The following is a 13239-nucleotide window of genomic DNA, read 5'->3' on the forward strand; positions in this document are numbered from 1 at the left end:
TTTTTAGTTGCATCATTTTGAAAAATAATGAACTGACCATCGTAAAATTTATTATGCATGCATATAATTTTTACGCCATTTCATTATATTTCAATTACAATTCAATAATTACAGATGAGCATATCAATTACAGGTACGGGTAGCTATATTCCTGAACTCAAAGTTTCCAATAAAGATTTTAATGACCACCATTTTTTAAACTTAGACGGCACAGCGTTTAAGCAAGATAACGAGGTCATTATTAAGAAATTTAAAGCCATTACCGGTATTGAAGAAAGAAGATATGCTCCAAAAGAGTATAACGCATCGGACCTTGCATTTTTTGCAGCAGAAAAAGCCATAATTGATGCACAGCTAGACAAAGAAACCCTGGACTATATTATTGTTGCGCATAATTTCGGAGACCTAAAGGAAGGCTATATACAAGGTGACACTTTACCTAGTTTGGCCACAAGGGTGAAACATAAATTAAAGATCAACAATCCCAAATGTGTGGCCTATGATCTGATCTTTGGTTGCCCAGGTTGGTTAGAAGGTATGATTCAAGCTAACGCTTTTATAAAAAGTGGTATAGCCAATAAATGTATGGTAATCGGTGCTGAAACGTTATCAAGAATAGTTGACGACTACGATCGGGACTCCATGATCTATGCAGATGGTGCAGGAGCCACCATAGTTGAAAGATCAGATGACGGAGGTGATATTATCGCCCACGAATCTGCCACCTATGCCAATGATGAAGCCAATTTCCTTTTCTTTGGCGACACCTATAATAAAGAAGATGAAAAAAAGGCATACTATATTAAAATGTACGGTAGAAAAATCTATGAGTTTGCCGTTACCAACGTACCATCAGCAATGGCTTCATGCTTAGATAGTAGCGGTATAAAAATTGACGAAGTAAAAAAGATTTTTATTCACCAAGCCAACGAAAAAATGGATGAAGCCATAGTAAAACGCTTCTACAAAATATATGATAAAGAAATGCCGGAAGGCATTATGCCAATGAGTATATCCAAGCTTGGCAATAGCTCAGTGGCAACCATACCAACACTATTTGATATGGTTAAAGCAGGTAAATTAGAAAATCAGGAAATTAAAAAGGGAGATGTTGTTATCTTTGCTAGTGTTGGCGCCGGAATGAACGTCAATGCAATGGTATACAGAATTTAAACATGTACGAAAACAGCTTTCCAAACAAACGCTATAAACATACTCTTCAGTTTTTACGAAAACATATTGACCCCTCTGAATCTATTCTGGATTTAGGGGTGAAAAATCCGTTTACTGAGATAATGCGCCAAGATGGCTACCAAGTTACTAATACCAAAGGCGAAGATCTAGATTTCAATTTTGATGCCGTAACCAAAACCAATGCAGATGTTCTAACAGCTTTTGAAATTTTTGAACATCTTTTGGCCCCATTACACTTATTGAGCAATACAACTTCCAAAAAACTAGTGGCCAGTATACCTTTGAAATTATGGTTTTCACCAGCATACAGAAGCAAGACCGATAAATGGGACCGACATTACCACGAATTTGAAGATTGGCAATTTGATTGGCTTCTAGAAAAAGCAGGTTGGGAAATTCAAGATTCTATGAAGTGGACCAATCCTGTAAAGAAACTTGGTTTTAGACCATTTTTAAGGCTATTTACGCCAAGGTATTATATTGTGTACGCTACACGAAAATAAGGCACCTATAAACTATGGATTACTACGTGGTGATACCCATACATAATGAAGAGGATTTTCTACCGAAAACCTTAGACTCCGTTCTGGAGCAAACATTAGCACCCAAGAAAGTAATTCTTGTCAATGACAATTCTACTGATAATACTGAAAATATCATAAATGAATACATCCTTAAAAGTAGTGTTTTCAAAAAAATAAATTCAATATCATCAGCTCAGCATATGCCAGGAAGTAAGGTGATAAATGCTTTCAACAAAGGTTTGGAACAGCTTGATGAAAATTACAACTTTATAGTAAAACTAGATGCCGATCTAATTTTGCCCTCCAATTATTTTGAAACCATCAGTAATCATTTCAAACTAAAGAAAAATTTAGGGATTTGTGGCGGATTCATTTATGAGCAAAAAAATAACGGAGAATGGGTTTTAAACCATCCTATGGACAAAGACCACATTAGAGGTGCCATAAAAGCATATTCCAAAGATTGTTTTAAGGCAATAGGAGGCTTAAAAAATGCCATGGGCTGGGATACCGTAGATGAACTATTAGCGCGATATAACAGCTTTACATTGCACACGGATGATGAACTCAAGGTAAAGCATTTAAGACCCACAGGAAAAGCCTATAATGCCAAAGCTAAAAGGTTACAGGGAAAAGCAATGTATAGTATGCGTTATGGAATTATAATCACAACTATTGCCTCTTTGAAAATGGCCTTGAAGAACAATTCCATTAAATCATTCTGGAATAATATGGTCGGCTACATAAATGCCAGTAAAAACAACAATATTTATTTGGTCACAGAAGAAGAAGGTAAGTTTATCAGAAAGCTACGCTGGACAAATATTAAAAGAAAAATAGGAGTATAAAAAAAGCCATCTAAATTTGATGGCTTTTTCTTTATTATCATAGTTTCTATTTAGAAACCTAATTGTTTCTTAACATCTGGTAAAAGATCTTTACCTTTTGCAACGATCAAACCACCACCTGCTTGTGCATCAATTACGTAGTCGAACCCTTGTGCTGCGGCAACTTTTTCAATAGCAGCTTTCGCTTTTTCTGAAATTGGAGCAAACAATTCTGCTTGCTTCTTTTGGAATTCTTGCTGAGCTCTTTGCTGAGCCTCACCAATATTCTTTTCGTAACCTTGTAGTTCTATAGCTCTTTTTTCATTCTCTTCTTTAGACTTAGAAGCTGCTTCATTTTGGTATTGCGTGTATTTGTTACGCAATTCTGTCATTGAACCTTCAATATCTGCATTATAAGTCTCTTGTAATTTCTTAAGCTCTGCTTCTGCAGCTTTCATTTCTGGCATTGCAGATAATAATTGAGTAACATCTATGTGAGCTACTTTACTTTGGGCATTTACAAAACTTGTCGTTGCTACGAACAACAATAAGGCTACCACAATTTGTTTTACTTGTTTCATGAGTGTAATTTTAATTCAATTTTGAGTGTTAATGTGCGGTCGTTAAACCTATTTAAATAGTACCGTTATCATCTTTTTCGGTATCGCTATTTTCTTCTTCTTTATTATCGTTTCTTTCCTTTAACTTTTCTTGTCTTTTAGCCTCGCGCTCCTCCAATAACTTCTTTCTTCTTTCCTCGTAGGCTTTTTTACGCTCTTCACGTAATTTCAATTGTTCCGCTTTGGCATCTGCTGCACTTTTCTCCCTAGTTTCAGCCGCCTGTGCCGCTTTATCTAAACGCTCTTGCAAAGCTTCACTAACTTCTTCCTCTTCTTCGCCCTCAAAATCATCTAATCTACTACGATCATTTGACTTTTTAGCAGGTTTGCTAATTTTTCTTGTTCTAGCAATACCCCTAAGCACTAAATCACTAATATCATGCCTTTTTTCGGAATACAACATTACAACATCCGCAGATTTATCAAAAATAAAATCATACTTTTTATTAGCCCCAATTTTCTGAACTTCATTGAACACTTGATCTTGTATAGGCTGAATCAACCTTCTTTTTTGCAACACCAAGTCCCCTTGAGGTCCAAAACGATCTTGTTGGTACTCAATCATTTCACGTTCCAAAATCTGTATTTCTTCTTCCCGTTCTTCTATAAGCTCAGGTGTTAATAACACTTTCTCCGCCATTAAATCCTTTTTCATCTGCTCAACAATACTCTGCTTCTGCTCTACTTCAACTTTCCAACGTTGCACTTTAGTCTCTAACTGTTCTGTTGCCTCTCTGTACTCCTCTACATTTTGCAAGATGTACTCCATATCCACATAAGCCATTCTTACACCACGTTGGGCAAAACCCTGTATTGTCATACAAATGACCGATACAACTAATAGAACTTTTCTTTTTGTACTCATTGTTAATCTCGTTTAATCCTATAGAAAATATCGTGCCAAAATTACTAAATCTTTTAAAATTAAAGGATTAGCAAAAAGCACAATGATAATAATTCAATGAAAATTAAAACTGTTGACCAATGATGAAGTGCGTTTGCCATCCGCTTGGTCCTACAGAACCTGGCACGTAGTCTTCGTCGAATCCGTAACCAAAGTCAATACCAAGTAAACCAAATGCTGGCATAAAGATGCGCAGCCCCACACCGGCCGATCGTTTTAATTCAAACGGATTAAACTCTTGAAAATTGTTGAAGGCATTACCACCTTCTAAAAATGCTAGTCCGTAAATGGATGCAGACGGCTTCAGAGTCAAAGGATATCTAAGCTCTAAAGAGAATTTATTATAAATCAAAGCACCATCGGGTGAAGTAGCTCCTTCAGAATAAGGTGTTATAGATTGATTGTCATAACCTCTTAATTGCACTACATCTCTACCATCTAATGTAAAGTTACCTAAACCATCACCACCAACATAAAAACGTTCAAAAGGCACATCTCCTACAGCACTATTATAATTACCAAGGAAACCAAATTCAGCATTACTACGCAACACTAATTTATCTACCAAAGTAGTGTACCAATCTCCCTTAAATTTAACTTTGTAGTATTCTAACCATCTAAACCTTTCCTGATCTAAATCTTCCAATTCAGATTGTTCAGCTGTGGTTAAACCAACCGAATTCTTTTGATCCTCCAATTCATCAGATCTATCTTTTAACTCCCTATAATCTTTATCACTGAACAAAGACCAAGGAGGAGTAAACTTGGCACTAATTTCAAAATTAGACCCTCCTCTTGGGAAAATTCTACCACCTTGTGTGGCGTTTCTTGAGATACCAAAGGTATACGCTAATGAATTTGCCTTACCATCACCAAAGTTAAATAGACCAATATTATAGTTTCTAAAATCATACAACTGGTAACTTAAGGAATGTGAAATGGTAAAGAAATCATCCGGCCATTGTACACGTTTTGCCAAACCGGCAGTAATACCCGTAATAGAAAATTGTTGATCCTTATCTATATCAATATCACCACTACTATCATAAGAGGCAGCAAATTGCTGTGTTCTAGACATACTAAGGTTAAAACGTACCGGCTTTTTACCACCCAACCATGGCTCAGCAAAGTTTAAGCTATAGACTCTATACGTTTGACTGGCCTGTAAACGCAGTGCAAAGGTTTGACCATCACCCATAGGTACCGGCTTATATTTTTCACCTTTGAATAAATTCTGAATAGAGAAATTACTAAAAGATAATCCTAAAGTACCAATGAAGCCACCGCCACCATAACCACCTTGTAGTTCAATTTGACTTGACCCAGATTCTACCAGACTCCAAGCTAAATCTACAGTACCCTCATTAGGATTGGCGTTCAATACATCTGGAGTAATTTGTTCAGCATCGAAAAAGCCCAACTGACCTAACTCACGAATACTTCTGATAATATCTGCCTTATTATACTTTTGACCTGGTCTTGTACGCAGTTCTCGATAGATTACATGGTCATTTGTTTTATCATTACCAGAAACGGTTACATGGTTTAAAAACGTTTCTTTACCTTCTATAATCCTAATTTCAAAATCAATAGTATCATTAGCGGCAGAAATTTCTACAGGATTAATGGTCGAGAACAAATAACCATTATTTTGATACAAACTAGTGACATCATTAGGGTCTGGTTTAGAATTATCCGCAATTCTCTCACGCAATAACACACCATTATAGGTATCTCCCTTTCTAATACCCAATACTTGATTCAATTGACGATCGGTATAAACTGTATTACCCACAAAATCAATATTACCAAAGTAGTACTTATCGCCTTCTTCCACTTTAATCTTTAAATCGATATTATTTTCATCGACTTTAATAATAGAATCAGAGATTACCCTAGCATCACGATAACCATTTTCAGCAAACTTATCAATCAAAAGACCAAGATCCTCTTCATAATCTTCTTCAATATATTTCGATTTTTTCCAAAAACGACCTAATTTTTTCTGCTTTGTATTCTTTAATGCTTTACGTAATTTTTTATCGGATAATTGCTCATTACCCTCAAAACTAATACTACGAATCTTTACTTTATCACCTTTATTAACGTTTACCACCATATTCTGGGTATTGGTATCCGTTGTATCCTTAGAAGTGGCTATAGTAACCTCAGCATTTAAATAACCTTGCTTCTTATACTTATTAGTAATATAGTTTTTTGAATTGGAAATTAAACTTTCAGTAATTTTCTTTCCTTTTTTTAGATCTGTATCCTTAATAAGACTTTCTACCTTACCTTTTTTAACACCATAAAACTTAACATTGGTCAAGGTAGGTCTTTCAATAATATTCAACTCTAAGAAAACAGTATTCTCCTCTATATTGGTAATGAAAATGTCAATTTCACTAAAAAGTTCTAGACCCCAAAGTTTTTTAATGACTTCACTAATTTGTTCTCCTGGCAACGTTATAGGCTGTCCTACTCTTAAACCTGTATAGGTTTTAACCGTTTGCTCGTTATAACTTTGAAGACCAGTTACATCTAACCCTCCTAAAATATAACTTTTGCCATCTTCATAGGATTGATCCTGTGCAGCGGCAATAAAGGTGGTTAAAAATAAAAGGGTGGTTAAAAATTGGTTCAAGGATATGAACCTAGTCATATCTTTAAGTGAGTTGTTCGCTAGTTTTTCCAAATCTTCGTTCTCTGTTCTGGTAGTTTTTGATGGCCTCCACTAAATGATGCTCTCTAAAATCAGGCCAATATACATCAATAAAATATAACTCCGCATAAGCTATTTGCCATAATAAAAAATTACTGATCCGATGTTCTCCACTAGTACGGATAAGTAAGTCTACGTCAGGCAAATCATGCGTGTAAAGATGGCTATTTATAATGTCTTGGTCAATGTTTTCAACTGAAATTATATTATTTTTAACTTTGGTACTAATCTCTTTGACCATAGACTGTAGCTCTTCGCGAGCCCCGTAACTTAAGGCAAGGGTCAATGTCATCCCTGTATTTTGCTTAGTTTGCTCCATTACATCTACCAACTCCTTATAAGCTTTTGCAGGCAATGCATCTATGTTACCAATAGTATTTAAACGTATGTTATTTTTGTTAAAAGTTTTAAGTTCTTTCTTTAAAGATGAGACCAAAAGGCGCATAAGTGTTTGTACTTCTATCTTTGGTCTGTTCCAATTTTCTGTTGAAAATGTATAAAGTGTAAGAAAATCTATTTTTAATTGAGCGCATTGTTCTACAACTATCCTAACGGTCTTTACCCCATGTTCATGACCAAACACCCTTAGTTTACCACGTTCTTTTGCCCATCTACCATTACCGTCCATAATAATAGCAAGGTGCTTTGGAACATTCAGCTTGTCAATTTCGTTACTATCGCTCATCTTTATATTTACTCAAAACAATCCATACAAGGCTTTCTGCCAAAAGTATAGGTCAAGGTTAATCCAGAAAAAACATACCAGTCATCACTAAAAATGTTTCCGAATTGGAACTCTTCAAAGTTAGAACCTTCTGGATTACTACCATCTAAATTATCGGTAAAGGTATACCTAGCCCCTATTTCGCCTCCAAAAATAAGAAACTGATTGATACGATACTTAAAACCAACGGTCATTGGCACCGCAAAACTACCTTCTTTCTGATTTATTTCTTGAAGAACCCCACCATTAAAATACTGGTAATCATATCTAAAGTAAGTAAGACCGGTATATAAATAAGGTGTAAATGCCGGACCCAGTTTGTGCAAATTATATTCAACAAAATTAAACTCTAGCCCAACCGACCCTTCTAAAATAGAATTATCTATGACATAACCTCTTTGCTGCCTTGCCGTGGAACTAGATTTATTGTCATCTGCAGTGAATTTACCGTACGTTAAGCTCCCTCTCCAAGCATATCTTTTACTGATATTCCATTTGAACAATCCGCCAAAAGCAATATCGGAAGGTAAAATATAATTTGTTCTACCTACATCACTTATAGTATTGGCTCCACCTGCAAAAATACCTACTTCATATGTCTGCGATCGCAAACCCGAAAATGAAAGTAAAAGAATCAATAACGTTATATAACGCATAAAATGGGTTTTTAATTATTGGCACTATAGGGCTTTAAAAAACGGGTACCATAATTTTTATGTTCTCAAAGGATAAACAGAAATTGAAAGTATTTATTGTTCTTAAGGAGGTTCAATTTCGTCTATCTTCACCCCAAAGCAGCTTATTTCTTAAGGTCTTTAAAAAACTTTCTGAAGTATATTCTATCATTTTAATTGTAAAAGGAGCTTTGCTAATGGTTATCTCTTCACCATTCTCCAAAGAAGCTATTCTAGAGTCTAAGGACACCAAGTGGTTATCTTCCCTACCCGAAACCTTTAACCGAATTACCGTATCATCTGATATTACCAACGGTCTTGCATTTAAGTTATGGGGAGCAATTGGCGTTAACACCAATGATTTAGCAGTAGGCACAATGACAGGACCTCCGCAACTTAATGAATACCCTGTTGAACCTGTTGGTGTAGAAATTATTAAACCGTCTGCCCAATAAGAGGTAAGGTATTCATTATTTAAATAGGTCTCCACCGTAATCATAGAAGTAGTGTCTTTTCTGCTGACCGTAATTTCATTCAAAGCAAAATTCAAATCCCCAAACTCAACATCCAACTCCTTGGTATTCAGTTGAACCAAACTACGTTCTACCACAGTATACGCCCCTTGCTTAAATTCTTGCACTACTTTACGAACATCTTCTTTCTTAAACGTTGACAAAAATCCCAATCTACCTGTATTTACACCTACTATAGGTATACCTAAGTCTTTAACAAATGTTGTAGCTCTTAATATGGTACCGTCACCACCAAAACTCACGAACATATCAAAAGTGGCATCCAAACCTTTTTCCATAGTAAATATTGGAAATGTTTCAGATTCATCATGCAACTTATATAGTTCGTAAAAATCTTTCTCTATGGAAACTTCTGCAGATACTTTGTTCAACTCATCTAACAATTCAATGAGATATTCAATAGCATTATCTTGATAGGTTTGACCGTATACCGCTACTTTCATATTATACATTAAGATATTTATCCAAGTAATCTGATCGTTTTTTCAAATCTTCCAGAAACTCATCATCACTATTACCAAATAAAATATGGTAATTATAACGCCTAAATGTCTGTACTACCTTATTATAGTTATTGGCAGTAATCTTTAAGGTCACCTGTACGATATCATTTTGGGTATCGGTAATAAATCCACCAATGAGTTTGGCATTATTACTCTCTACAATTTGTGCAATTTCACTAAAGGAATAATCCTTAATGCCTGTAGCCACTACTAAAATACTACCTGGATCTGTAAAGAAAGGGGTATCAATAAACTCCGCAACAATATCAGTAAGGCAATAGTAACCTACCACCTCTTCTTTTTCATTCAAAATAGGCAGTAAATTAGCCTCGTTACGGGCAAAAACCTCAAGAACATCAAGCCAATTGGTTTCCCTACGGGCAAAAAAACTTTGAAGCTCATACCTAAAGTCTTCTATTTTTGAGTCCGGCAATAAACCGTCCGCATCAATCTCGGAAAATAAACCTAAAAACCTTCCATCTTCCAATATGGCAATATGGGAATAGGTAGTGTCTTGAAAAAACTCCAATATTTTTTCAGAAGTATCCTTGATATCGAATACCGGTAAGTTCGTAATGATATGTTCTTGAATATGCATAAGCCTATTTATAACGCAAAATAACAATTAATAATATCAAAAGGCGTGCCTTATTTGTATTTTTGATGCTCTTAAAAGGTAAATAAGACACAATGACAAAACTTAGCGTTAACGTTAACAAAATTGCAACTCTTAGAAATGCCCGTGGCGGTAATGTTCCAAATTTACTCAAGGTAGCTACAGACATAGAAAGTTTTGGTGCCCAAGGTATAACTATACACCCAAGACCAGATGAAAGGCATATTAGATATCAAGATGCCAGAGATCTAAAAAAAACGGTACAAACAGAATTCAACATAGAAGGCAACCCAATATCAAAATTTATTGATTTGGTACTAGAAGTAAAGCCAGAACAAGTGACGTTAGTACCGGACTCCGTTGATGCAATCACCTCTAATGCAGGTTGGGATACCATAAAACATAAAGAATTTTTAACCGATGTTATAAAAACGTTCAAATCTGCCGGAATCAGAACATCTATTTTCGTAGATCCGGACCCAAAGATGATAGAAGGAGCAAAAGTTGTTGGTACCGACCGAATAGAACTTTACACGGAAAGCTATGCTGTCGATTATGAAAAAAATAAAGAGAAGGCCATACTACCTTTTGTAGAATCTGCAAAAAAAGCAAATGAACTAGGTTTGGGCATCAATGCAGGTCATGACCTAAGCTTGGACAATATTGAATATTTTGCAAAAAATATTCCAAACTTACTAGAAGTATCCATTGGCCATGCGCTAATTAGTGAAGCACTTTATTTAGGGCTGGACAATGTAGTAAACATGTATTTACAAAGATTAAAATGAAACAGATATTACATTCGGTAATTTTAGGCGAAGGCAAACCCCTATGTATTTTACACGGTTTCCTGGGCATGCTAGATAATTGGAAAACATTAGGAGCACAATATGCAGAAAACGGGTTCTGCGTACACCTAATAGACCAAAGAAATCACGGCAAAAGCTTTCATTCACCAGATTTCAACTATGACATTTTAGCCAACGATTTTTTAAATTATTTAGATGCGTATTCAATTGAAACCACTGCTTTAATTGGACATTCAATGGGTGGTAAGACCGCCATGCAATTTGCCTGCACCTATCCTGAGCATATTAGCCAATTATTAATTGCCGATATAGCACCAAAATACTATCCGCCACATCATCAAGATATCATTAACGGCCTAAATGCCATTGATACTACCCATTTAAAATCCAGAAAAGATGCCGATGAGCAATTAAAAAAGCATTTAGCAAACCCTGGTATTCGTCAGTTTTTATTAAAAAATCTTGAAAGGGATGAAAATAAAAAACTACGCTTTAAATTTAATCTAGAGGTTTTAAGTAAAAAAATGGAAGATATTGGGGACAATATCAACAGTACGGACAGCTTTGACGGACCCACTTTATTTCTAAGAGGAGACAAGTCCGAATATGTCACTAAAAATGATTTTGAAACCATACAAAGACACTTTCCAAAAGCTACTGTTGAAAGTATCGATAATGCTGGGCATTGGCTACATGCGGAAAACCCAGAACAGTTCTTTGAAAAATCAATGAACTTCTTTGACCAAGGCTAAACTTTTAACCCTATAAAATATACTCCTATGAAACTAATTTTGAGAATCCTTTTAAGTGCAATTGCTGTTATCATCTTAGCAAATGTATTACCTAATGTATCCGTAGATAGTTTTATGACCGCGGTCATAGTTGCCGTTGTACTCAGTATACTGAATTTACTGGTAAAACCTATATTGGTAATCCTAACATTACCGGTAACGGTAATAACTTTTGGTCTTTTTTTGCTGATCATAAACGCTTTGATCATTCTTTTGGCAGATAACCTCATTGACGGTTTTGCTGTCGGAAACATTTGGTGGGCATTGATTTTTAGCCTCTTGCTATCATTTTTACAATCAATCTTTTTTTCGTTGTTAAAAGAAGACAAGTCATAGTTGCTTGTGATTTGAAATTCAATACTTTAAAAAATTGGTTGACTTTGCAAAATGTAGTATTTTTGCATCCCATTTTACACATGCAAATAGATATTAAGGAATGAATATTACGAAAGAGCAGATAGACGATTTAAATGCAGTAGTTAAAGTTGCTATCACAAAAGAAGATTACCAAGATAAGGTAGACACCATTTTAAAGGATTATAAGAAGCAAGCTAATATTCCTGGTTTTAGAAAAGGCCAAGTTCCTATGGGGCTTATAAAGAAGCAATATGGTAAAGCTGTATTGGTAGATGAGGTCAACAAATTATTACAAGACAATCTTAACAAATATCTTACAGAAGAAAAATTAGATGTTCTTGGTAACCCATTACCAAAACAACAAGACAATTTTGACTGGGACCAAGATGAATTGGCGTTTGAGTTTGAATTAGGGCTTGCACCTGATTTTGAGGTTTCCTTGAAGACCAAAAAAGCAATAACCCAATACAAAATTGTAGCTGACGATAAAATGGTCAACGAGCAAGTTGAGCGTATTCAAAAACAATATGGTAAACTAGTCAGTAAAGATGAGGTTAGCAAAAACGATGAAGTAAGTGGTACTTTTTTCAATGAAGCTGAAGAGATCGATAGCAAAACAATGATCGAAACGGACAAATTGAAAAGCAAAAAAGCTTTAGATGCTTTAAAAGGTAAAAAAGTAGGCGATGTTGTTACACTAAAAACCAAAGGTCTATTTAAAGAAGATCATATGCTATCTAGCGCTTTAGGTATTGACAAGCAAAAAGCCGAAGCATTGGATACCGAAGTTACCTTTACTATATCGGAAATTAACGAAAGAGAAGCTGCAGAATTGAACCAAGAGCTTTTCGATAAGCTTTTTGGTCCTGATAGCGTAAAATCTGAAGAGGAATTAAAAGAACGTATTAAGGAAGATTCAGAAAAACAATTTGAGCAACAGGCAGATCAAAAGTTATTGAACGATGTTACTGAATACTTTATAGAAAACACCAAATTTGAACTACCTACAGGTTTCTTGACCAAGTGGATTCAAATGACCGGTGAAGAACCATTATCTGAAGAGCAAGCAGCTGAAGAGTATGCAAAATCAGAAAAAGGATTGCGTTACCAACTAATTGAAGGTAAAATAATTCGCGATAATGAGTTACAAGTTCAGTTTGACGAATTGAAAGAATTCTCTAAAGGATTTATTCGTTCTCAAATGGCACAATTTGGTCAATTAGATCCAAAAGAAGAGGAGTTAGATTCTATAGCTGCTCGTGTTTTAGGTAACCAAGATGAAGTAAAAAGACTGTCTGAACAATTGATGAGTCAAAAATTATTGAATCTTTACAAAGAAAAGGCAAACCTTAAGACTAAGGAGGTTACCTATGAAAATTTCGTGAAAGAAGTTTACGGATAATTCCAAACAATAAATTAAGTATCTTTACGGTGCCGGAAA

14 protein-coding genes are annotated in these 13239 nt (G+C 35.2%); 7 read left to right on the forward strand and 7 right to left on the reverse strand.

All coding sequences use genetic code 11. The features are described 5' to 3' along the window. Window positions 1–114 precede the first annotated feature (114 nt). Genes VBZ51_RS02785 through VBZ51_RS02795 form a run of 3 tightly spaced genes read left to right on the forward strand, consistent with a single transcriptional unit; the run spans window position 115 to window position 2566 of the window. Window positions 115–1173, forward strand: coding sequence for a 3-oxoacyl-ACP synthase III family protein (locus VBZ51_RS02785; protein WP_416575995.1), 1059 nt, complete (start codon window positions 115–117; stop codon window positions 1171–1173). Window positions 1174–1175: 2 nt separating this feature from the next. Beyond that, window positions 1176–1697: a methyltransferase gene (locus VBZ51_RS02790; RefSeq protein WP_416575996.1), complete on the forward strand. Its 522-nt coding sequence runs from the start codon at window positions 1176–1178 to the stop codon at window positions 1695–1697. A gap of 14 nt (window positions 1698–1711) precedes the next feature. Then, window positions 1712–2566, forward strand: a complete 855-nt coding sequence (locus VBZ51_RS02795) for a glycosyltransferase family 2 protein (RefSeq protein ID WP_416575997.1) — start codon at window positions 1712–1714, stop codon at window positions 2564–2566. A 50-nt stretch (window positions 2567–2616) separates the two neighbouring features. Here VBZ51_RS02795 and VBZ51_RS02800 read toward each other — a convergent pair whose 3' ends face one another. The 7 genes from VBZ51_RS02800 to VBZ51_RS02830 all read right to left on the reverse strand — a co-directional run bounded on the left by VBZ51_RS02800 (window position 2617) and on the right by VBZ51_RS02830 (window position 9823). Continuing rightward, the gene (locus VBZ51_RS02800; protein WP_215996562.1) at window positions 2617–3126 is read right to left on the reverse strand and encodes an OmpH family outer membrane protein; all 510 of its coding nucleotides are present in this window, start codon (window positions 3124–3126) and stop codon (window positions 2617–2619) included. 52 nt (window positions 3127–3178) lie between these two features. Then, window positions 3179–4030, reverse strand: coding sequence for an OmpH family outer membrane protein (locus tag VBZ51_RS02805; protein ID WP_058103887.1), 852 nt, complete (start codon window positions 4028–4030; stop codon window positions 3179–3181). A 103-nt stretch (window positions 4031–4133) separates the two neighbouring features. After that, the gene (locus VBZ51_RS02810; protein ID WP_416576259.1) at window positions 4134–6731 is read right to left on the reverse strand and encodes a BamA/OMP85 family outer membrane protein; all 2598 of its coding nucleotides are present in this window, start codon (window positions 6729–6731) and stop codon (window positions 4134–4136) included. A 4-nt stretch (window positions 6732–6735) separates the two neighbouring features. Next, window positions 6736–7476, reverse strand: a complete 741-nt coding sequence (locus tag VBZ51_RS02815; protein WP_058103889.1) for an isoprenyl transferase — start codon at window positions 7474–7476, stop codon at window positions 6736–6738. An 8-nt stretch (window positions 7477–7484) separates the two neighbouring features. Next, window positions 7485–8171, reverse strand: coding sequence for a DUF6089 family protein (locus VBZ51_RS02820; protein WP_058103890.1), 687 nt, complete (start codon window positions 8169–8171; stop codon window positions 7485–7487). A 112-nt stretch (window positions 8172–8283) separates the two neighbouring features. Then, entirely contained in the window at window positions 8284–9165 is an 882-nt protein-coding gene (locus VBZ51_RS02825) for an NAD kinase (protein WP_058104320.1), read from the reverse strand. 1 nt (window position 9166) lies between these two features. After that, entirely contained in the window at window positions 9167–9823 is a 657-nt protein-coding gene (locus VBZ51_RS02830) for a CBS domain-containing protein (protein WP_058103891.1), read from the reverse strand. A gap of 92 nt (window positions 9824–9915) precedes the next feature. Between VBZ51_RS02830 and VBZ51_RS02835 the strand changes: the two genes are divergently transcribed. The 4 genes from VBZ51_RS02835 (at window position 9916) to tig (ending at window position 13200) form a co-directional block, all read left to right on the forward strand. After that, window positions 9916–10629, forward strand: coding sequence for a pyridoxine 5'-phosphate synthase (locus tag VBZ51_RS02835; RefSeq protein ID WP_416575998.1), 714 nt, complete (start codon window positions 9916–9918; stop codon window positions 10627–10629). After that, complete coding sequence (locus tag VBZ51_RS02840) at window positions 10626–11402, forward strand: alpha/beta fold hydrolase (RefSeq protein WP_416575999.1); 777 nt, start codon at window positions 10626–10628, stop codon at window positions 11400–11402. The genes VBZ51_RS02835 and VBZ51_RS02840 overlap by 4 nt, the downstream gene beginning before the upstream one ends. A gap of 27 nt (window positions 11403–11429) precedes the next feature. Beyond that, a complete protein-coding gene (locus VBZ51_RS02845) occupies window positions 11430–11777 on the forward strand; it encodes a phage holin family protein (protein ID WP_074672087.1) in 348 nt (115 codons plus the stop codon). Between the two features lie 100 nt (window positions 11778–11877). Further along, a complete protein-coding gene (gene tig / locus VBZ51_RS02850) occupies window positions 11878–13200 on the forward strand; it encodes a trigger factor (protein WP_305521666.1) in 1323 nt (440 codons plus the stop codon). Window positions 13201–13239 lie beyond the last annotated feature (39 nt).

This window comes from Maribacter sp. HS (assembly GCF_048059195.1).
In the GTDB taxonomy this organism is placed as follows: Bacteria; Bacteroidota; Bacteroidia; order Flavobacteriales; family Flavobacteriaceae; genus Maribacter; species Maribacter dokdonensis.

What these genes read in the sequence shown, in the direction of transcription:
- tig (WP_305521666.1), top strand. Translation starts at nt 11,878, where the DNA reads ATGAATATTACGAAAGAGCAGATAGACGATTTAAATGCAGTAGTTAAA.
- VBZ51_RS02795 (WP_416575997.1), top strand. Translation starts at nt 1,712, where the DNA reads ATGGATTACTACGTGGTGATACCCATACATAATGAAGAGGATTTTCTA.
- VBZ51_RS02790 (WP_416575996.1), top strand. Translation starts at nt 1,176, where the DNA reads ATGTACGAAAACAGCTTTCCAAACAAACGCTATAAACATACTCTTCAG.
- VBZ51_RS02840 (WP_416575999.1), top strand. Translation starts at nt 10,626, where the DNA reads ATGAAACAGATATTACATTCGGTAATTTTAGGCGAAGGCAAACCCCTA.
- VBZ51_RS02805 (WP_058103887.1), bottom strand. Translation starts at nt 4,030, where the DNA reads ATGAGTACAAAAAGAAAAGTTCTATTAGTTGTATCGGTCATTTGTATG.
- VBZ51_RS02835 (WP_416575998.1), top strand. Translation starts at nt 9,916, where the DNA reads ATGACAAAACTTAGCGTTAACGTTAACAAAATTGCAACTCTTAGAAAT.
- VBZ51_RS02820 (WP_058103890.1), bottom strand. Translation starts at nt 8,171, where the DNA reads ATGCGTTATATAACGTTATTGATTCTTTTACTTTCATTTTCGGGTTTG.
- VBZ51_RS02825 (WP_058104320.1), bottom strand. Translation starts at nt 9,165, where the DNA reads ATGAAAGTAGCGGTATACGGTCAAACCTATCAAGATAATGCTATTGAA.
- VBZ51_RS02845 (WP_074672087.1), top strand. Translation starts at nt 11,430, where the DNA reads ATGAAACTAATTTTGAGAATCCTTTTAAGTGCAATTGCTGTTATCATC.
- VBZ51_RS02785 (WP_416575995.1), top strand. Translation starts at nt 115, where the DNA reads ATGAGCATATCAATTACAGGTACGGGTAGCTATATTCCTGAACTCAAA.
- VBZ51_RS02800 (WP_215996562.1), bottom strand. Translation starts at nt 3,126, where the DNA reads ATGAAACAAGTAAAACAAATTGTGGTAGCCTTATTGTTGTTCGTAGCA.
- VBZ51_RS02830 (WP_058103891.1), bottom strand. Translation starts at nt 9,823, where the DNA reads ATGCATATTCAAGAACATATCATTACGAACTTACCGGTATTCGATATC.
- VBZ51_RS02815 (WP_058103889.1), bottom strand. Translation starts at nt 7,476, where the DNA reads ATGAGCGATAGTAACGAAATTGACAAGCTGAATGTTCCAAAGCACCTT.
- VBZ51_RS02810 (WP_416576259.1), bottom strand. Translation starts at nt 6,731, where the DNA reads ATGACTAGGTTCATATCCTTGAACCAATTTTTAACCACCCTTTTATTT.